A 17,909-nucleotide genomic window follows, 5' to 3' on the forward strand; every position below is an offset into this window, starting at 1 on the left:
TTAGCTCAGCTGGATAGAGTACCTGGCTACGAACCAGGCGGTCGGAGGTTCGAATCCTCCAGGACGCGCCACTTATTGAAAAAGCCTCGCAATTGCGAGGCTTTTTTGTATCTAGACATCTGAAATATGGCGTAGGATCACTAGAGCCTATGTTCCTCTTTTTAAAAGCGAATATGTGCGTATCTAAGCAATTTGCTATCAAGCTTCTGTCGCATCGTGTGAAATCATCCTGATTATCCCTCCTATACACTGACTTCCATTTTTCATTTCAATCACTCTCATGTAGTCACTTTGTTTGTTATTTGTTTATTTATTGTTAATCTTGTTCATCTTTTTGTTTTTGTTGGTTTTTACTGCGTGAGTCCCGATTTGATTTTGAAATCTAAATCGCAGTTTTTATTTATGTCCTCCTTTACTCTGTTCGTAAGGTGATAGCGATTTGAAGTGATTATTTTGTCATGAACTGTGATCTGGGTAGTGAATAAATAATCATTTATCAGGATTACTACAAACCTTCCTTAAACAAAATTGACAAAATTTAACCAATCGAGATAATCCATGGGTCGGGATTTGACACTATTAAAGTCCTGCACGTTGTCAGGATGACAAAGAAAGGAAGCAACATGACTAATATAGGAAGCCTGCTAGTAGATGCGGCCACCCTGATGCTAACGGGGATGGCGGTCGTATTTATTTTCCTCACTATTCTTGTTTATCTCGTTCGGTTAATGTCGAAATTGGTACCAGAAGAAGTACCAGAGCCGATCGCAGCACCAAAAACAAACACTAATATTCAATCAACCTCTTCAGCTGTTAGTCCACAAGTAGTGGCGGCGATCTCGGCTGCGATTCATAAACATCGCGCCTCATTCGCGAAGTAGCCGAACTAGGATTAAAAAGGAGTTTAAGAGCATGTCTAAACCACTAGCTATTACTGATGTGGTCCTTCGTGATGCCCATCAATCACTATTTGCTACGCGTATGCGTATTGAGGATATGCTGCCTATCGCAGCTGAGTTGGATAAGGTTGGTTACTGGTCTCTAGAGACTTGGGGTGGTGCAACATTTGATTCTTGTATTCGATTCTTAGGGGAAGACCCTTGGGAGCGTTTACGTGAACTAAAAAAAGCGATGCCTAATACACCAATGCAAATGCTACTGCGTGGTCAAAACCTTTTAGGATACCGCCATTATGCCGACGACGTAGTAGAAAAGTTTGTTGAACGCGCGCATGCTAACGGCATGGATGTATTCCGTATTTTTGATGCAATGAATGACGTGCGAAACTTCCAGAAAGCCGTGAAAGCAACGGTTGATGTTGGTGCGCATGCTCAAGGTACGTTGTCTTACACAACGAGCCCAGTGCATAACGCAGACACTTGGGTTGACTTGGCAAAACGCCTAGAGGATTTAGGTTGTCATTCGCTGTGTATTAAAGATATGTCTGGCTTACTTAAGCCTTATGAAGCGGAAGAGCTTATCACGCGTATCAAAGCGTCTTGTGATGTGCCATTGGCACTTCATTGTCATGCAACAACGGGGCTGTCTACAGCAACAGCGGTAAAAGCAGTAGAAGCCGGTATTGATATTCTCGATACTGCGATTTCTTCAATGAGTTGTACTTACGGTCATACACCGACAGAAACGGTAGTCGCTATGCTAGAAGGCACCGAGCGAGATACCAATTTGAAACTCGAGCAACTGGAATCTATCGCCGCATATTTCCGTGAGGTACGTAAGAAGTATGCGAAGTGGGAAGGCCAGTTAAAAGGAGTCGATTCACGCATCCTGATTGCTCAAGTGCCTGGTGGTATGCTGACCAATATGGAAGGCCAGTTGAAAGAGCAGGGTGCTGCGGATCGCATTGATGAAGTATTAGAAGAGATCCCTCGTGTACGTGAAGATCTTGGTTTCATTCCATTGGTGACTCCAACTTCACAGATCGTCGGTACGCAAGCGGTGATTAACGTTCTTACTGGCGAGCGCTATAAGAGTATTACCAAGGAAACCGCTGGCCTATTGAAAGGTGAGTACGGTCAAGCGCCAGCCGAGTTAAATGCAGAACTGCAAGCGAAAGTGCTTGATGGTAAAGAGCCAATTACCTGTCGTCCTGCCGATTTACTTGAGCCTGAAATGGAGACGCTTACGGTTGATCTGATGGAGAAAGCGAAATCAGAAGGCATTAAGCTAGCAAGTGAGCGTGTTGATGACGTACTCACTTATGCACTTTTCCCTCAAGTTGGGCTTAAGTTCCTTAAGAATCGTGAAAACCCAGAAGCATTTGAGCCTGCACCAACGCTAGAAGCTGAGAAGCCTGCTGTACCTGTAGCTCAACCAGCAACTGGTGGTGTAGAAACTTATAGTGTACGTGTTGACGGGCAGGTGTATGAGGTGGAAGTTGGCCCTCAAGGTGAACTGACATCTGTTGCTCCTTCTAATGCACCGGCAAAATCGGCTACACCTAGCGCACCTTCTAATGCTTCAGCAGAAGCGGTACCTGCTCCTCTTGCAGGTAACATCTTCAAAGTGAATGTTCAACCTGGTGCTGAGGTAGCTGAAGGCGATGTATTGCTCATCCTTGAAGCGATGAAAATGGAAACTGAAGTACGAGCGGCGCGTGGTGGTGTGGTTCAAGAGCTGAACGTTAAAGAAGGCGATGCTGTCACAGTAGGTGCGCCTCTGTTGAGCCTGGCGTAAGGGAGTATCATGGACGGATTGTTAACCCTTTGGGCAGAAACAGGGATCGCTAACTTCGAGTTCGGCCAAATCTGTATGATGCTGGTTGGTTGTACCTTGCTGTTTTTGGCAATTAAAAAAGGATTTGAACCTTTACTGTTATTGCCGATTGGTTTCGGTGCTATTTTGGCGAATATTCCAAATGCTGGCTTTACTGAGCCTGGTGGCTTGCTCTACTACGTTTACTACATTGGGATTGAATCGGGTGTGTTCCCGCTATTGATCTTCATGGGTGTGGGCGCGATGACTGACTTTGGTGCTTTGATCGCAAACCCAAAAACGTTGTGGTTAGGTGCGGCTGCGCAGTTTGGTATTTTTGCAACACTGTTTGGCGCTATTTTGCTCAACTATGTACCTGGCATGGAGTTCTCCATGGCAGATGCTTCGTCTATCGCGATCATCGGTGGTGCTGATGGGCCAACAGCGATTTTCTTGGCGAGTAAGCTCTCTCCAGATCTGTTAGGTGCGATTGCAGTCGCGGCATACAGCTATATGGCATTGGTGCCGATCATCCAGCCACCAATCATGAAAGCACTGACAACCAAGGAAGAGCGTCAAATCAAGATGGCTCAGCTTCGTCATGTTGGTAAATGGGAGAAAGTCATCTTCCCGCTTGCTGTATTACTGATGACGATTCTGTTCTTACCTTCAGCTACGCCATTGGTTGGTATGTTCTGTTTGGGTAACTTGATGCGTGAAGCTGGTGTGGTCGATCGTTTATCGAAAACTGCTCAAAATGAATTGATCAACATAGTGACTATCTTTTTAGGTCTTGGTGTTGGTTCTAAGCTGCAAGCTGAGCAGTTCTTGAACCTAGAAACGTTAGGTATCTTGGGGTTAGGCGCAGTTGCATTTAGTATCGGTACTGGTGCGGGCGTCCTGATGGCGAAACTGCTTAACAAGTTCTCGAAAGAAGACATCAACCCACTTATTGGTGCGGCTGGCGTTTCTGCGGTACCAATGGCCGCGCGAGTCGTAAACAAAGTTGGTTTACAAGCTAACCCGCAAAACTTTTTGTTAATGCATGCGATGGGACCAAACGTTGCTGGTGTGCTGGGTTCAGCCGTTGCGGCTGGTATATTGTTAGCACTTGTTGGTTAGACATTATTGAAAATGGAATGATCAACCAATTTACAAAATCACGATTAACTTAGGTTAACAAAATGGTTTATAGTCAAAGGGATGCTTTCGCATCCCTTTTTGTTTTCTTGCAGGGAATGGTTTATGGAACACAAACAGATCGTTATCACTGAGTTTGGTGATGCCAACGTACTCGCGATTCAACATGCTTCTACACCATCACCACAGCCTGGTGAAGTCTTAGTAAAAGTCGCTTTTTCAGGCGTAAATCCTATTGATGTCAAAACTCGAGCTGGGCTCGGTTGGGCAGCAGCGCAGAATAAGGATAATTTACCTTGGGTGCCAGGTTACGACATCTCAGGAAAAGTGATGTCTTGTGGAGAGGGGGCATCACGTTTTAATGAAGGTGATGAGGTGGCTGGATTTATTGGTTTCCCAGTTCGAGGCGGTGGTTACAGTCAATACATATGTGTTCCAGAAACTGAGTTAAGTCATGTTCCTAGCTCTGTCACTTTAGAGGCAGCTGCTGCATTACCGTTGGCGGGACAAACTGCGGCACAAGCTCTCAGTAAGGCTAATGTGACGGAAAACGATCGCGTACTTATCCTCGCTGGTGCCGGTGGTGTTGGACACCTCGCGGTACAAATTGCGATCGCGACGAAAGCGGAAGTCTTTACAACCTGCAGTGAACGAAATTTAGATTACCTTGCGACGCTCGGTGCTCATGCAGTGAACTATCAATTTGCACCAGTGTCAGAACGTGTTGAAGATGTTGATGTTTTGATTGATTTAGTAGGCGGAGATGCTGCGTTAGATGCGCTTAAATGCCTGAAAGACAATGCGAGAGTCATCACCGTTCCAACCATAACTGCTGAGCTGATTTGTGAAAAAGCCAAACTCCTAGGCTTTGAGGCTAGTGGCATGTTGGTTGAACCAGACCCTGCGCAGTTAGATACCTTGTTGTACATGGTCGGCGTTGGCTTACTGAAGACTGAAATTCAACAGGTTTATCCTATGAGTGATGTCATTGGTGCTCACCAGCAGGTCGAATCAGGAAGAACCAGAGGCAAGGTGTTGCTTGATATGACATGCTAGAAGCATTTAACACGAGTTTTGAAAGTTTAGCGCTTTGGTTTTCAGATTCAGCATTATGGGTGCTTTTCATGACCGGTTTTCTCAGTGCCACGTTGTTGCCTGGTGGTTCTGAGGCGGGCTTAGTTGCCACTCTCTCATTAAATCAATACTCCGTTTCTTCAATTGTTATGGTCGCTACTATCGGTAATACGCTTGGTGGCTTAACAAATTATTGGCTTGGCTTGTGGATTCCCAACAAAGCACAAGAGGAAAAGCACGGTCATACCGCATTAAAGTGGCTCTCTAAGTATGGCTATTGGGGATTATTTTTTAGCTGGTTACCTGTAATAGGAGACCCGCTGTGTTTAGCCGCAGGGTGGCTAAGAATGAAGTTTCTGCCTTGCGTGATTTTAATATTTTTAGGAAAGGCTGCTAGGTATAGCTTACTTGCGGCCATCTATCTCGGATTATTTTAAGGAAAGTACATGAAGATGTTTTGGGTTGGCGCGTGTTCACTGTTGGTGATCACGGGCTGTGCATCAAATACGCCAGTTTCATCACTGCCGAAAGGGGTAACTTTCGTTGAGTCATCGAAAGCTGAAGAAGGCAAAGTTAAGATTCCATACCAAAAGTATAAACTCGATAATGGTTTAACGGTGATCTTAGCTCCTGAAGATTCTGACCCATTGGTCCATGTGGATGTGACTTACCATGTTGGTTCAGCTCGTGAAGAAGTGGGTAAGTCTGGTTTTGCGCATTTCTTTGAGCACATGATGTTCCAAGGCTCAGAGAACGTTGGTGACCAAGAGCACTTCAGAATCATCACAGAGGCTGGCGGCACGTTAAATGGTACAACAAACCGCGATCGTACTAACTACTTTGAAACGGTCCCTGCTAACCAGCTCGAGAAAATGCTGTGGTTAGAGTCTGACCGTATGGGCTTTTTGTTGGATGCGGTTTCTCAACGCAAATTTGAAATTCAGCGTTCTACTGTAAAAAATGAGCGAGCTCAGCGTTACGATAATCGTCCTTATGGCTTAATTTGGGAGCGCATGTCCGAAGCGCTATATCCTGAAGGTCACCCGTATTCGTGGCAAACCATTGGTTATGTTGAAGATCTTGATCGTGTTGATGTGAACGATCTCAAAGCGTTTTTCTTGCGTTGGTATGGCCCAAACAATGCGACTATCACGATCGGTGGTGACTTAGACGTTGAACAAACTCTAGAGTGGGTAAATAAGTACTTCGGTTCGATTCCTCGTGGTCCTGAGGTTGAAAATGCGCCGAAACAACCTGCAAAACTGCAAGAAGATAAATACATCACTCTAGAAGATCGTATTCAACAACCTATGGTGATGATCGCGTGGCCAACAACCTACAACGGCGAAGAAAGCCAAGCGTCTCTCGATACATTATCAGAAGTATTGGGTGGCGGTACCAACAGCGTGCTCTATCAAGACCTAGTGAAGACTCAAAAAGCGGTCGATGCTGGTTCATTCCATGATTGTGCTGAACTGGCGTGTAACTTTTACGTTTACGCAATGGGTGATTCTGGAGACAAAGGCGACCTATCAAAACTGTACGACGAGCTTTTACAATCACTGAATCAGTTTGCGGAAAAAGGCGTGACAGAAGATCGCCTTGAGCAGTTGAAGGGTAAAGCGGAAGCGGATGCTATTTTTGCGCTAGAAAGCGTTAAAGGTAAAGTGACTCAGTTGGCTTCCAACGAGACATTTTTCGGCGATCCTGATCGTCTTGAGCAACAGCTTGAGCAAATCCGTGCAGTTACGCCGACTTCGGTAGAAAAAGCGTATACGGACTTTATCCAAGGTAAGAACAAAGTGACCCTAAGCGTGGTCCCAAAAGGAAAAACAGACCTTGTCGTAAAACCTGCGACCTTTGTGACGCCAAAGCGCACGCTGCCAGAATATGAGAAGATTTCCGATGACCAATTGGCGTATCGTCGTGCGACCGATAACTTCGATCGCTCAGTGCAACCGCCAGTAGGAGAACCAGTGAAAGCGACGATGCCAGAGCTGTACGAGTTACATTTCAAGAATGGCTCAGAGCTGCTTGGTGCAGTTAGCGATGAAACGCCGACGGTGATGATGCAATTTAGTCTACCTGCAGGGACACGTTTTGTTGAAAAGGGTAAAGAAGGTCTTGCCCAATTGACCGCTGCGATGTTGCAAGAAGGTACAACGAAACGCAGTGTCGAAGAGATTCAAGCTGAGCTTGATAAACTGGGTAGTGTTATCTCTGTTAATGCCACAGGTTATACAACAAACATCAGTGTTTCTGCTCTAGAAAAGAACTTAGAGCCGACGTTAGAAATTGTCGAAGAGATGTTGCTGTCTCCTGCATTTAATCAAGATGATTTCGAGCGTGTAAAAATGCAAGCGCTAGAAGGCCTGGTGTATGAGCACCAAAATCCAAGTTGGATGGCGTCACAAGCGAGTCGCCAGGTGCTCTATGGGGATTCGGTTTTTGCTCGACCAAAAGACGGCACGCAAGCAGGTGTCAGTGCATTAACGTTGGATGATGTCCGTGAATTCTACTCGAAGCATTACACGCCACAAAGTGCGCAAATCGTCGTTGTTGGTGACATCAATAAACAGGAAATTGAGCAGCAACTGACGTTCTGGAAAAACTGGCAAGATGAAGCTGCGCCATTGTATGCACCGCAAAGCATTGCTGCATTAGGTGAGCAAAAGATCCATCTTGTTGATAAACCAGGAGCGCCGCAAAGTGTGGTCATGATGGTTCGTCAAGGTATGCCTTACGACGCAACGGGCGATTTTTACCTAAGTCAACTGGCAAACTTCAACTTAGCTGGGAACTTCAATAGCCGCATTAACCAAAATCTACGTGAAGACAAGGGTTACACATACGGTGCTTACGGCTACTTCTCTGGTAATCCAGAAACAGGCTCGGTGGTTTTCACCGCGCAAGTACGAGCGGATGCAACGGTTGCTTCGATCATTGAGATGGAAAATGAGCTAAATGAATACTCGCAGTCAGGTATTACTGATGAAGAGATGAAATTTATGCGTCAAGCGGTCGGTCAAAAAGATGCACTGAAATATGAAACGCCAACACAAAAAGCGGAGCTCATCAGTGATATTCTTAAGTACAACCTCGATCATGATTACTTGCAGCAAAGAAACGCTATCGTAGAAAAAGTCGATAAGCAGACGTTGAATGCGCTGGCTCAGAAATGGTTTGATCCAAATGACTATCAAATTATCGTCGTTGGTGATGCTAAATCGTTGCGTCCTCAATTAGAAAAGTTGGGGAAAGACGTAGAAGAGCTTGAAATCATTCGATAGAGTACACATTTAATAGCGGAGAAACGTTTCTCCGCTATTCATCTAGATAAGCAACTTTTCGTGGGTTATTTATCTAGATGCATTAACTATCAATAACTTAGCTTACACTTGTGTTATGTAACAAGTGTCCTGCTCCCAATATAAGCGAACCTCATTTTGACTGATTTTGCTGCGCGACTAAAAAAAGTTGCATCAAACCCCGAAGTATTTAAGCAGTTTGGACGCGGTGTTGAGCGAGAAACTTTGCGCTATCGTCAGGATGGACATCTAGCTACAACTCCTCATCCTGAAGGGTTAGGCTCTGCGTTCACAAATCAATGGATCACAACGGATTTTTCGGAATCATTGTTAGAGTTCATTACGCCTGTGTCACATGAAATTCCAGAACTGATGGCACAGCTGAAAGATATCCATCATTTCACTCAAACCAAAATGGGTGAAGAGAAAATGTGGCCACTATCAATGCCTTGCTACGTAGGCTCAGAGGATGATATTCAGTTAGCCCAGTATGGCTCTTCGAATGCAGCGAAAATGAAAACGCTGTACCGAGAAGGCCTAAAGCGTCGCTATGGCAGCCTGATGCAAATTATTTCAGGTGTCCATTTTAACTTCTCGTTTCCTGAAACATTTTGGGATGCGCTCTATGGCGAGCAAGATGAACAAGCCCGCCAAGATGCTAAGTCTGATGCGTACTTTGCGTTGATCCGTAATTACTACCGCTTTGGCTGGATGATTCCCTACTTCTTTGGTGCATCACCAGCGTTATGTGGCTCTTTTATTCAAGGTCGTGAAACCGATCTGCCATTCGAGAAGATTGGCGGGACATTATATTTGCCGAAGTCGACGTCTTTGCGTTTGAGCGATCTTGGCTATACCAATAGTGCTCAAAGTGTGCTGAAAATTGGTTTTAACAGCATTGACCAATACCTCGATGGTTTGAGTGATGCGATTCGCCACCCATCAGAAGAGTTTGCGAAAATTGGGGTAAAAGTGGATGGTGAATACCGCCAGCTTAATTCCAATATCTTACAAATTGAGAATGAACTGTACGCTCCGATTCGTCCAAAACGTGTATCGAAAAGTGGTGAGAAGCCTTCAGATGCGTTACGACGCGGTGGTGTCGAATACATTGAAGTTCGTTCTCTAGATGTTAACCCATTCAGCGCAGTGGGCTTAAATGAAGAGCAAGTACGATTCTTGGATCTCTTCCTTACCTGGGCGGCCTTGTCAGACTCAGACCCTATGGATAACTGTGAATTAGAGTGTTGGCGCGATAACTGGAATAAAGTCATTGTTTCAGGCCGTGAAAAAGGTCTAATGCTGCAAATTGGTTGCCAAGGTGAGCGTCTATCTCTACAAGATTGGGCACACCGAGTTTTCGTCGAGTTACGTCAAATAGCACAGCAAATGGATATGACCGCTGGTGGCTGTGCATACCAAGATGTGTGTAATCAACTCGAGACATGGATTGATAACCCAGAACTAACGATCTCTGGTCAACTATTAGAGCTAACGAAAGAGCTGGGTGGGCTAGGTAAAGTCGGTTGTACTCTTGGTATGAAGTACCGTGATGAAAACCTAGCTCACGGTTATCAGTACTATTCACAAGATACGATGGAAACGGAAGTTGCGTCGTCCGTGGAAAAACAAAAGCAAGCAGAGCAGAGTGACATGCTTTCTTTTGATGATTTTTTGGAAGATTACTTTGCTTACCTGAAGCAGTAATGACTAACTAAGGATTGGTGGGGTTGAACATTAAGTCGTTAGTAGTAGCGGTACTTGGAAGCGTGTTACTTGCAGGTTGTGCTACGGCACCGCCAAAGCAGCAGAATAACTTATGCGAGATATTCCGAGAGAAATCCGGTTGGTACGATGATGCCAAAGATATGGAAGATGAATGGGGTACCCCTATTCATGTCGCTATGGCCATCATTAAACAAGAAAGCAGCTTTCGGCACGATGCAAAACCACCTAAAGATTATTTGCTAGGGTTTATTCCTTGGGGACGAGTCAGCAGTGCGTATGGTTATGCTCAAGCTCAAGACCCTGCTTGGGAAGACTTCCAAGATGCGACAGGTCAGGGGGGCTCTCGTACCAACTTCGATGATTCTATGATGTTTGTCGGTTGGTACACTCATGAAACACGGCGTCAGCTAGGGATTTCATTATGGGATCCCTATAACCAGTATCTGGCTTATCATGAAGGGCGAGGTGGATATAAGCGAGGCACTTATAATCGAAAACCTAGTTTAATCAAAGTCGCTCGACGTGTTGAACAAACAGCGAAAACTTATGGCTGGCAGCTGAAGCAATGTCGTGAGGAATTAGAAGACAACAGCAGCTGGTTCTTTTAGCCCACAGTCAGTTCATGTGCTGTAGGGATGAATGACATTTATCCATTACCGAAAGGTACTGGAGTTACAATCAGGAGAGATGTAATGCCTTTACTCGATAGTTTTACCGTGGACCACACTCGTATGAATGCACCGGCAGTGCGAGTGGCGAAAACCATGCAGACCCCAAAAGGGGATACGATTACTGTTTTCGACTTACGCTTTACTGCGCCAAACAAAGACATTCTTTCTGAAAAAGGTATTCACACCCTAGAGCACCTTTATGCAGGCTTTATGCGTAATCACCTAAACGGTGATTCTGTTGAGATCATCGATATTTCGCCTATGGGTTGCCGCACAGGTTTTTACATGAGTCTGATTGGCACACCATCAGAGCAGCAAGTCGCAGATGCTTGGATTGCAGCAATGGAAGACGTGCTGAAGGTAGAAAGTCAGAATAAGATCCCTGAACTTAACGAATACCAATGCGGCACGGCAGCAATGCACTCTTTAAAAGAAGCACAACAGATCGCAAAGAACATTTTGGATGCTGGTGTTTCGGTGAACAAAAATGATGAACTTGCTTTGCCTGAGTCGATGTTAAAAGAGTTGCGCATCGACTAGGTGCTCATTAAGAAGCATATTGCCCCAATAAGTAAAAAAGCCTGACATGAGTCAGGCTTTTCTTTTGGTTATTTGGATGTCGATTTTTTCTTCTTCGGATAAACACGAACGAGCTTGATTCGGTTCTCTTCAATCTCAACAAGTTCCATTGGGTGACCCGCTACTCTCACGCTTAAATGGCTCTCTGGAATATCTTCCAGGTGCTCCAAAATAAGACCGTTTAACGTTCTTGGGCCATCCGTTGGTAAATCCCATTTCAGGCCTTTGTTAATATCTCGAATATTGGTGCTGCCTTCAATAAGAAAGCTTCCGTCACCTTGAGGACTGATTTCATCAGAGAGGCTTGGAGAAATTGACGTCGTGAACTCACCAATGATCTCTTCCAGAATATCTTCAAGAGTGATTAGACCGATGATATCACCGTACTCATCCACGATCAGACCGATACGTTGCTTGTTGCGTTGGAATTTCAACATTTGCACGTTCAGTGGTGTGCCTTCTGGGATGTAATAGACCTCATCAGCAGCACGTAATAGCGTTTCTTTGTTGAATTCGTTCTTTTCCAACATCAGACGATAAGCTTCACGCAAGCGCAGCATGCCAACCACTTCATCAATTTGGTCACGATAGAAAACTATGCGTCCATGTGGTGAGTGTGTTAGCTGGCGAACAATGGATTTCCAGTCGTCGTTAATATCAATACCGGTAATTTCATTGCGTGGGACCATAATGTCGTTCACGGTGACGTGCTCAAGATCTAAAATAGACACTAGCATGTCTTGGTGTCGGCGAGGGATCAAACCGCCAGCTTCATTTACCACCGTACGCAGCTCATCGGAGCTAAGATGATCTTCTGCTGAGTGATCCGCTCTTACACCAAGTAAGCGGATAAAGCCATTCGTAATAAAGTTAACAAGCATCACTAAAGGCGACAGTAACTTCATCAGTATGGTCAATAATATACTGCTCGCGTAGGACACACGTTCAGGGTAAAGCGCTGCAATTGTTTTAGGGGTAACCTCGGCAAAAACCAATACAACCATAGTTAGTGCACCGGTTGCGATAGCGACACCTAAATCACCATACAAACGCATACCAATAATGGTCGCGATCGCGGACGCGAGAATATTAACGAGGTTGTTGCCGATAAGAATAAGACCAATCAAACGATCTGGACGGTCTAATAGTCTTTCGACTCGCTTAGCACCCTTATGCCCGTTTTTGGCTAAGTGTTTTAAGCGATAACGATTCAGAGACATCATCCCTGTTTCTGAACCGGAAAAGTAACCTGATATGACGATAAGACACGCGAGTAGCGCAAACAAGATACCCGTAGAGATGTCGTCCAAAACGTTGCTGTTCCTTGTAAGTATTGGGTTATATAACGGTTGAGTAAGTCCGTTAAGTCAAAGAGTTAAGGCGTACTGTATTTTATCTAGCCTAAAATATAAAGGATAGGAGCCCTAGAGCTCCTTAATTCAAGATGATTTCTTTTACAAAGCGACTGCCAAAATATGCCAGAGTTAACAGTGTTGCTCCTGCAACAGCGAACCATGTGACTTTTCTACCACGCCAGCCTTTTTGATAGTGACCCCAAAGCAGTATTGAGTACACCACCCAAGCGATGAAAGAAAGAATGCCCTTATGTGCCTTACCTTGGGCAAACATATCCTGCACAAAGACAAAGCCAGTAATGAGCGTGGCAGTTAACAATAAGTTACCGATCAAAATAATTTTGAAGAGTTGACGCTCCACCATTAATAGAGGCGGCAGGTTTGGGTTAATCGCCAAAGATTTTTTTGCTTTCAGTTTGTGATCCAGCCAAGCCAACTGAAGCGCATAGAGTGCCCCGATAGTTAAAGTCGCGTATGAGAAGAGCGCAAATGAAATATGAATGAGTAGCTTAGGGTCATTCTCTAGGTGCTTTATAAACGTGCTTGGCAAAAATGTGGCAGCAGATAAATTGATGGCAGCAAAGCTATAAACGACTGGCAATAAAAACCACAGTCGGTTTTTCAACATAGCAAGGCTCATGACCAGAGAAATAATAAAACTGATCAAAGAAGCCACGTTGAGAATACTCAGGTTTTGACCTGAACCATCAAAAATCAGATCACTCAAAATCCACGCATGAAAAACAAGCGCACAGGCAGCACTAGCAAACACTGTTTTTGCTTTGATTCCTGACTGTTGTGAGAGTCCGGGTATGATGGTCGCAATCGCCAAGACATAAAGTATGGCGGCCGCGATGGCTATTAAGCTATCCATGAATCCTAAATATTATTGTGCACGATGGAGAAATTATACCTTGCATTACACTTTGGGGCTACGTTATATCCGACATCAATCGTGAGAGATGAGATATTGAAATTAATAAGTTACCGCACCATATATAAATAGAGACAAGAATAGGACAGCGGTACGGGTATGACTCAGACCTTGGCTAATGTATACTCACACTAATTAATCGCCATTTTAGCGAAGAGACAAAGATGTTTGAGAATTTAACGGATCGATTATCCAAAACGCTGAAAAATATCAGTGGTAAAGGTCGTCTGACCGAAGACAACATTAAAGAAACCCTACGTGAAGTCCGAATGGCTCTACTTGAAGCTGACGTTGCGCTTCCGGTCGTTCGTGAATTTGTGAACCGCGTTAAAGAAAAAGCGGTGGGCGTAGAAGTTTCTAAATCTCTGACTCCAGGTCAGGAATTTATCAAGATCGTTCAAACAGAACTTGAAGCCGTAATGGGTGAGTCGAATGAGGCGCTAAACCTTGCCGCTCAACCACCTGCTGTGCTTCTTATGGCAGGTCTACAAGGTGCGGGTAAAACCACATCGGTAGGTAAGTTATCTAAGCTTCTAAAAGAACGTGACAAGAAGAAAGTTTTGGTTGTGTCTGCCGACGTTTACCGTCCTGCGGCAATCAAGCAGCTTGAAACACTGGCATCAGACATCGGTGTTGACTTCTTCCCATCATCACCAGACCAAAAGCCTATTGATATCGCCAATGCAGCGATTGACCATGCGAAGAAAAAATTCTACGACGTACTTATTGTCGATACCGCAGGTCGTTTGGCAATTGATGAAGAGATGATGGGGGAGATCAAAGATCTTCACGCAGCTATCAACCCAGTAGAAACGCTATTTGTTGTTGACGCCATGACGGGTCAAGACGCAGCAAATACAGCAAAAGCCTTTGGCGATGCGCTACCTCTTACCGGTGTAGTTCTAACTAAGGTTGATGGTGATGCTCGTGGTGGTGCGGCACTTTCAGTACGCCATGTAACGGGCAAACCAATCAAATTCTTGGGTGTCGGTGAAAAAACTGACGCGCTAGAACCGTTCCACCCAGATCGTGTTGCTTCACGTATTCTTGGCATGGGTGACGTTCTGTCTTTGATTGAAGACCTACAACGCAACGTTGACCAAGAAAAGGCAGAAAAGTTAGCGAAGAAGTTCAAAGAGAAGAAAGGTTTCGACCTTGAAGATTTCCGTGAACAGCTAGGCCAGATGCAAAACATGGGCGGCATGATGGGGATGATGGATAAGCTTCCAGGAATGTCCCAGCTACCAGACAATGTAAAAGACAAAGTTGATGACAAGATGTTCAAACAGATGGAAGCGATCATCAGCTCCATGACAATGAAAGAACGTCAACGCCCAGAAATTATCAAGGGCTCGCGCAAGAAGCGTATCGCGGCTGGTTCTGGTGTGCAGGTTCAAGATGTAAACCGCTTACTAAAACAGTTCACCCAAATGCAGAAAATGATGAAAAAGATGCAAAAAGGTGGCATGAAAGGCATGATGCGCAATATGCAAGGCATGATGGGCGGCATGGGTGGTGGCGGTGGCTTCAATCCATTTGGTCGTTAATTAATCGATCACGCATAGATTCAGGGTGTTAGGTACGTCACAAACTTTAAATTCAATTTATGTTGGTGAAAAAGTAACTAAACTCCTTGCATTGCTCCGGGAGAAGAGTAAAATTCCGGAGCTTTATTTTGGCACGAGACCCCAAACTGTTTAATTTATTGAATGGTTTTTGGGGTTAATTTTATTTTTGAGAAAGCAAAGAGGACGACATGGTAACCATTCGTTTGGCACGTCACGGCGCTAAAAAGCGTCCATTTTATCAAATCGTAGTAGCGGACAGCCGCAACGCTGCAACTGGCCGTTTCATCGAGAAAGTTGGTTTCTTCAACCCAACTGCTAAAGGTCAAGAAGAAGGTCTACGTCTAGACCTAGACCGCGTTAACCACTGGGTTGGTCAAGGCGCGTCAGTATCTGACCGTGTTGCTAAGCTAGTTAAAGACGCTCAAAAAGCGGCTTAATTTTTTACTTGAAAAGTAGAAACTAGTTTATGTCGATGAAAGGTAAAGAAACAATGAGCAACGAAAAGATTGTTGTAGGCAAGTTTGGTGCTACTTACGGCATTCGTGGTTGGCTTAAGGTTTTTTCCTACACAGACAATGCTGAAAGCATTTTCGATTACAGCCCTTGGTACATTAACCAAAAGGGCAAGTGGGTTGAGTACAAAGTAGAAAGCTGGAAGCGCCATAACAAAGGTATGGTGGCTAAGCTGGAAGGCATGGATGTTCGTGAAGACGCGCATCTAATGACGAACTTTGAAATTGCTATTGACCCTGCGGTACTTCCTGAATTGTCAGAAGATGAGTTCTACTGGCGCGAATTGTTTGGGATGCAAGTTGTAACCACTAAAGGTTACGATCTAGGTGTTGTTACTGACATGCTAGAAACTGGCTCAAACGATGTTCTGGTTGTTAAAGCAAATCTTAAAGATGCTTTCGGGCAGAAGGAACGATTAATCCCGTTCCTTGAAGAGCAAGTGATCATTAATGTTGATCGCGAAGCTCAACGGATCGAAGTTGACTGGGATCCTGGATTCTAATCTCCAAAATTACAGAGCGAGATAAACATGTGGGTTGGCGTTATTAGCCTTTTTCCAGAAATGTTCCGTTCTGTTACTGATTTTGGAGTAACAGGTCAAGCGGTTAAAAAAGGTCTTTTGTCGATTGAGACTTGGAATCCTAGAGATTTCACTCACGACAAACATCGCACAGTCGATGACCGACCTTACGGTGGTGGCCCTGGTATGTTAATGATGGTTCAGCCTTTGCGCGATGCCATTTATACCGCGAAAGCAGCCTCACCGGGCAAGACGAAAGTCATCTACCTTTCTCCTCAAGGTCGCAAGCTCGACCAGAAAGGAGTGGAAGAACTGGCAACGAATGAGAACTTGCTTCTGATTTGTGGTCGTTATGAAGGGGTAGATGAGCGCATCATTCAATCTGAAGTCGACGAAGAATGGTCGATTGGTGATTTTGTGATGACGGGTGGTGAGATACCAGCCATGACGTTAATCGACGCTGTCTCTCGGTTTGTTCCGGGTGTACTAGGGGATTTCGCGTCAGCAGAAGAAGACTCTTTTGCAAATGGCTTGTTAGATTGCCCTCACTATACGCGTCCAGAAGTATTGGATGACAAAGAGGTACCAGCGGTACTGATGTCAGGCAATCACAAGGACATTCGTCAATGGCGACTCAAGCAGTCGTTGGGCCGTACTTGGCTAAGAAGACCAGAGCTCCTGGAAAACCTAGCTCTGACTGACGAACAGGAACAATTACTTGCTGAGTTTGTTAATGAGCATAAAGCCATTAAAGAACATAACGCAAAGTAACCTAATTTATTTAGTATCAGTTTATTCTAGGAATTTAAAAAATGAGTAACATCATCAAAGCTCTTGAAGAAGAGCAAATGAAATCAGACCTACCTAAATTTGCACCAGGTGACACTGTTGTAGTTCAAGTTAAGGTAAAAGAAGGTGACCGTGAGCGTCTACAGGCTTTCGAAGGCGTTGTAATCGCAATCCGTAACCGTGGTCTACACTCTGCTTTCACTGTACGTAAGATCTCTAACGGTGAAGGTGTTGAGCGTACGTTCCAAACACACTCTCCAATCGTTGATAGCATCGAAGTTAAACGCCGTGGTGCAGTACGTCGTGCCAAGTTGTACTACCTACGTGAGCGTTCTGGTAAGTCTGCTCGTATCAAAGAGAAGCTTGCTAAGAAGTAATGCTATAACTAGCGTTCTCATCTTAAACGGAGTCCTTTTAGGGCTCCGTTTTTTTATTTGTGTAATTAGCTTGCTCGTTTCTTTTCACCCTAACTGAACTGTCGATGCTCATGCACTGATTTACACTCCACGCCTCTGCCTTGCTGTGAATAGATTCCTGATGTCGCTATGGCTCCTCGGAATGACGGAAAATGATGGTCAAAGATTATATAGCACCGAGGTTCAAATTCGTCATTCTGGACAGCGACGACGGAGCGTGATTCAGGTTCCCCAAGAAGGAACCTAGGGTATTCCTTTACCCTAGGTCTCAATTTAATACTGGTCTTCAGACCAGCCATCACTATCGGACATATCGGGTGCGCCTGGGATGGTGTTTTCTTCATCTGCCCATTCACCAAAATCAATCATTTGGCATTGTTTACTGCAGAAAGGGCGATGAGGACTTTGTTCTCCCCATTCTACGTCGGCGCCACATTGTGGGCATTGAACGATGGTAACTTTAGACATAGTTGAGCGTCCCATTACTAATTGGTGTTAAAGGGTAGTATACCTAAACGAATTAAAGATGGCTTATTCAACGCGCTATTGCTGCTACGAAATTTTATCAAATATAAGCGCAATAAAGCGTTGAATTTTAG

At 44.7% G+C, this 17,909-nt stretch carries 17 protein-coding genes; 14 read left to right on the top strand and 3 right to left on the bottom strand.

Annotation, left to right across the window (positions count from 1 at the left end):
* Window positions 1–623 precede the first annotated feature (623 nt).
* The 9 genes from R7044_RS13245 to luxS all read left to right on the top strand — a co-directional run bounded on the left by R7044_RS13245 (window position 624) and on the right by luxS (window position 11,176).
* Window positions 624–881, top strand: coding sequence for an oxaloacetate decarboxylase subunit gamma (locus tag R7044_RS13245; RefSeq protein WP_005379932.1), 258 nt, complete (start codon window positions 624–626; stop codon window positions 879–881).
* 31 nt (window positions 882–912) lie between these two features.
* The gene (gene oadA, locus R7044_RS13250) at window positions 913–2,697 is read left to right on the top strand and encodes a sodium-extruding oxaloacetate decarboxylase subunit alpha (protein WP_033905601.1); all 1,785 of its coding nucleotides are present in this window, start codon (window positions 913–915) and stop codon (window positions 2,695–2,697) included.
* A 9-nt stretch (window positions 2,698–2,706) separates the two neighbouring features.
* Window positions 2,707–3,837 carry a sodium ion-translocating decarboxylase subunit beta gene (locus R7044_RS13255; protein ID WP_005379935.1) on the top strand — a complete coding sequence of 377 codons (1,131 nt, stop codon included), beginning with the start codon at window positions 2,707–2,709 and terminating at the stop codon, window positions 3,835–3,837.
* Between the two features lie 123 nt (window positions 3,838–3,960).
* Window positions 3,961–4,911: an NADP-dependent oxidoreductase gene (locus tag R7044_RS13260; protein WP_005385434.1), complete on the top strand. Its 951-nt coding sequence runs from the start codon at window positions 3,961–3,963 to the stop codon at window positions 4,909–4,911.
* Entirely contained in the window at window positions 4,905–5,366 is a 462-nt protein-coding gene (locus R7044_RS13265; RefSeq protein WP_005379938.1) for a YqaA family protein, read from the top strand. Before R7044_RS13260 ends, R7044_RS13265 begins: the two co-directional genes overlap by 7 nt.
* Window positions 5,367–5,375: 9 nt before the next feature.
* The gene (locus R7044_RS13270; RefSeq protein ID WP_033905599.1) at window positions 5,376–8,219 is read left to right on the top strand and encodes a M16 family metallopeptidase; all 2,844 of its coding nucleotides are present in this window, start codon (window positions 5,376–5,378) and stop codon (window positions 8,217–8,219) included.
* A gap of 156 nt (window positions 8,220–8,375) precedes the next feature.
* On the top strand, window positions 8,376–9,944 hold the full coding sequence (gene gshA, locus R7044_RS13275; RefSeq protein ID WP_033905598.1) for a glutamate--cysteine ligase: 1,569 nt from the start codon (window positions 8,376–8,378) through the stop codon (window positions 9,942–9,944).
* 23 nt (window positions 9,945–9,967) lie between these two features.
* A complete protein-coding gene (locus tag R7044_RS13280; protein WP_172563496.1) occupies window positions 9,968–10,573 on the top strand; it encodes a hypothetical protein in 606 nt (201 codons plus the stop codon).
* Between the two features lie 84 nt (window positions 10,574–10,657).
* Window positions 10,658–11,176 (top strand): S-ribosylhomocysteine lyase, encoded by a 519-nt coding sequence (gene luxS, locus R7044_RS13285; protein ID WP_017820391.1) that lies wholly within the window; start codon window positions 10,658–10,660, stop codon window positions 11,174–11,176.
* Window positions 11,177–11,244: 68 nt separating this feature from the next.
* Here luxS and R7044_RS13290 read toward each other — a convergent pair whose 3' ends face one another.
* Window positions 11,245–12,525, bottom strand: coding sequence for an HlyC/CorC family transporter (locus tag R7044_RS13290; protein ID WP_005379948.1), 1,281 nt, complete (start codon window positions 12,523–12,525; stop codon window positions 11,245–11,247).
* A gap of 124 nt (window positions 12,526–12,649) precedes the next feature.
* Window positions 12,650–13,444: an inner membrane protein YpjD gene (locus R7044_RS13295; protein ID WP_005379950.1), complete on the bottom strand. Its 795-nt coding sequence runs from the start codon at window positions 13,442–13,444 to the stop codon at window positions 12,650–12,652.
* A 224-nt stretch (window positions 13,445–13,668) separates the two neighbouring features.
* On the opposite strand from R7044_RS13295, the gene ffh reads away from it, so the two are divergent.
* The 5 genes from ffh to rplS all read left to right on the top strand — a co-directional run bounded on the left by ffh (window position 13,669) and on the right by rplS (window position 17,271).
* Entirely contained in the window at window positions 13,669–15,051 is a 1,383-nt protein-coding gene (ffh, locus tag R7044_RS13300; RefSeq protein WP_005385423.1) for a signal recognition particle protein, read from the top strand.
* Window positions 15,052–15,260: 209 nt separating this feature from the next.
* On the top strand, window positions 15,261–15,509 hold the full coding sequence (gene rpsP / locus R7044_RS13305; protein WP_005379962.1) for a 30S ribosomal protein S16: 249 nt from the start codon (window positions 15,261–15,263) through the stop codon (window positions 15,507–15,509).
* 29 nt (window positions 15,510–15,538) lie between these two features.
* Window positions 15,539–16,087, top strand: coding sequence for a ribosome maturation factor RimM (rimM, locus tag R7044_RS13310; RefSeq protein ID WP_005379964.1), 549 nt, complete (start codon window positions 15,539–15,541; stop codon window positions 16,085–16,087).
* A 27-nt stretch (window positions 16,088–16,114) separates the two neighbouring features.
* Window positions 16,115–16,876 carry a tRNA (guanosine(37)-N1)-methyltransferase TrmD gene (gene trmD, locus R7044_RS13315; RefSeq protein WP_033905595.1) on the top strand — a complete coding sequence of 254 codons (762 nt, stop codon included), beginning with the start codon at window positions 16,115–16,117 and terminating at the stop codon, window positions 16,874–16,876.
* A gap of 41 nt (window positions 16,877–16,917) precedes the next feature.
* On the top strand, window positions 16,918–17,271 hold the full coding sequence (rplS, locus tag R7044_RS13320) for a 50S ribosomal protein L19 (RefSeq protein WP_005379971.1): 354 nt from the start codon (window positions 16,918–16,920) through the stop codon (window positions 17,269–17,271).
* A gap of 312 nt (window positions 17,272–17,583) precedes the next feature.
* On the opposite strand, the gene yacG is transcribed toward rplS, so the two are convergent.
* Window positions 17,584–17,778, bottom strand: coding sequence for a DNA gyrase inhibitor YacG (gene yacG, locus R7044_RS13325; RefSeq protein ID WP_017635922.1), 195 nt, complete (start codon window positions 17,776–17,778; stop codon window positions 17,584–17,586).
* Window positions 17,779–17,909: the final 131 nt, after the last annotated feature.

It is taken from the genome of Vibrio sp. 1402 (assembly GCF_033340275.1).

Excerpts from the sequence above, each read along its gene's own strand:
- yacG (WP_017635922.1), bottom strand. The coding sequence starts at position 17,778 with ATGTCTAAAGTTACCATCGTTCAATGCCCACAATGTGGCGCCGACGTA.
- R7044_RS13270 (WP_033905599.1), top strand. The coding sequence starts at position 5,376 with ATGAAGATGTTTTGGGTTGGCGCGTGTTCACTGTTGGTGATCACGGGC.
- trmD (WP_033905595.1), top strand. The coding sequence starts at position 16,115 with ATGTGGGTTGGCGTTATTAGCCTTTTTCCAGAAATGTTCCGTTCTGTT.
- rimM (WP_005379964.1), top strand. The coding sequence starts at position 15,539 with ATGTCGATGAAAGGTAAAGAAACAATGAGCAACGAAAAGATTGTTGTA.
- rplS (WP_005379971.1), top strand. The coding sequence starts at position 16,918 with ATGAGTAACATCATCAAAGCTCTTGAAGAAGAGCAAATGAAATCAGAC.
- rpsP (WP_005379962.1), top strand. The coding sequence starts at position 15,261 with ATGGTAACCATTCGTTTGGCACGTCACGGCGCTAAAAAGCGTCCATTT.
- oadA (WP_033905601.1), top strand. The coding sequence starts at position 913 with ATGTCTAAACCACTAGCTATTACTGATGTGGTCCTTCGTGATGCCCAT.
- R7044_RS13265 (WP_005379938.1), top strand. The coding sequence starts at position 4,905 with ATGCTAGAAGCATTTAACACGAGTTTTGAAAGTTTAGCGCTTTGGTTT.
- R7044_RS13260 (WP_005385434.1), top strand. The coding sequence starts at position 3,961 with ATGGAACACAAACAGATCGTTATCACTGAGTTTGGTGATGCCAACGTA.
- R7044_RS13245 (WP_005379932.1), top strand. The coding sequence starts at position 624 with ATGACTAATATAGGAAGCCTGCTAGTAGATGCGGCCACCCTGATGCTA.
- R7044_RS13295 (WP_005379950.1), bottom strand. The coding sequence starts at position 13,444 with ATGGATAGCTTAATAGCCATCGCGGCCGCCATACTTTATGTCTTGGCG.
- R7044_RS13255 (WP_005379935.1), top strand. The coding sequence starts at position 2,707 with ATGGACGGATTGTTAACCCTTTGGGCAGAAACAGGGATCGCTAACTTC.
- ffh (WP_005385423.1), top strand. The coding sequence starts at position 13,669 with ATGTTTGAGAATTTAACGGATCGATTATCCAAAACGCTGAAAAATATC.
- luxS (WP_017820391.1), top strand. The coding sequence starts at position 10,658 with ATGCCTTTACTCGATAGTTTTACCGTGGACCACACTCGTATGAATGCA.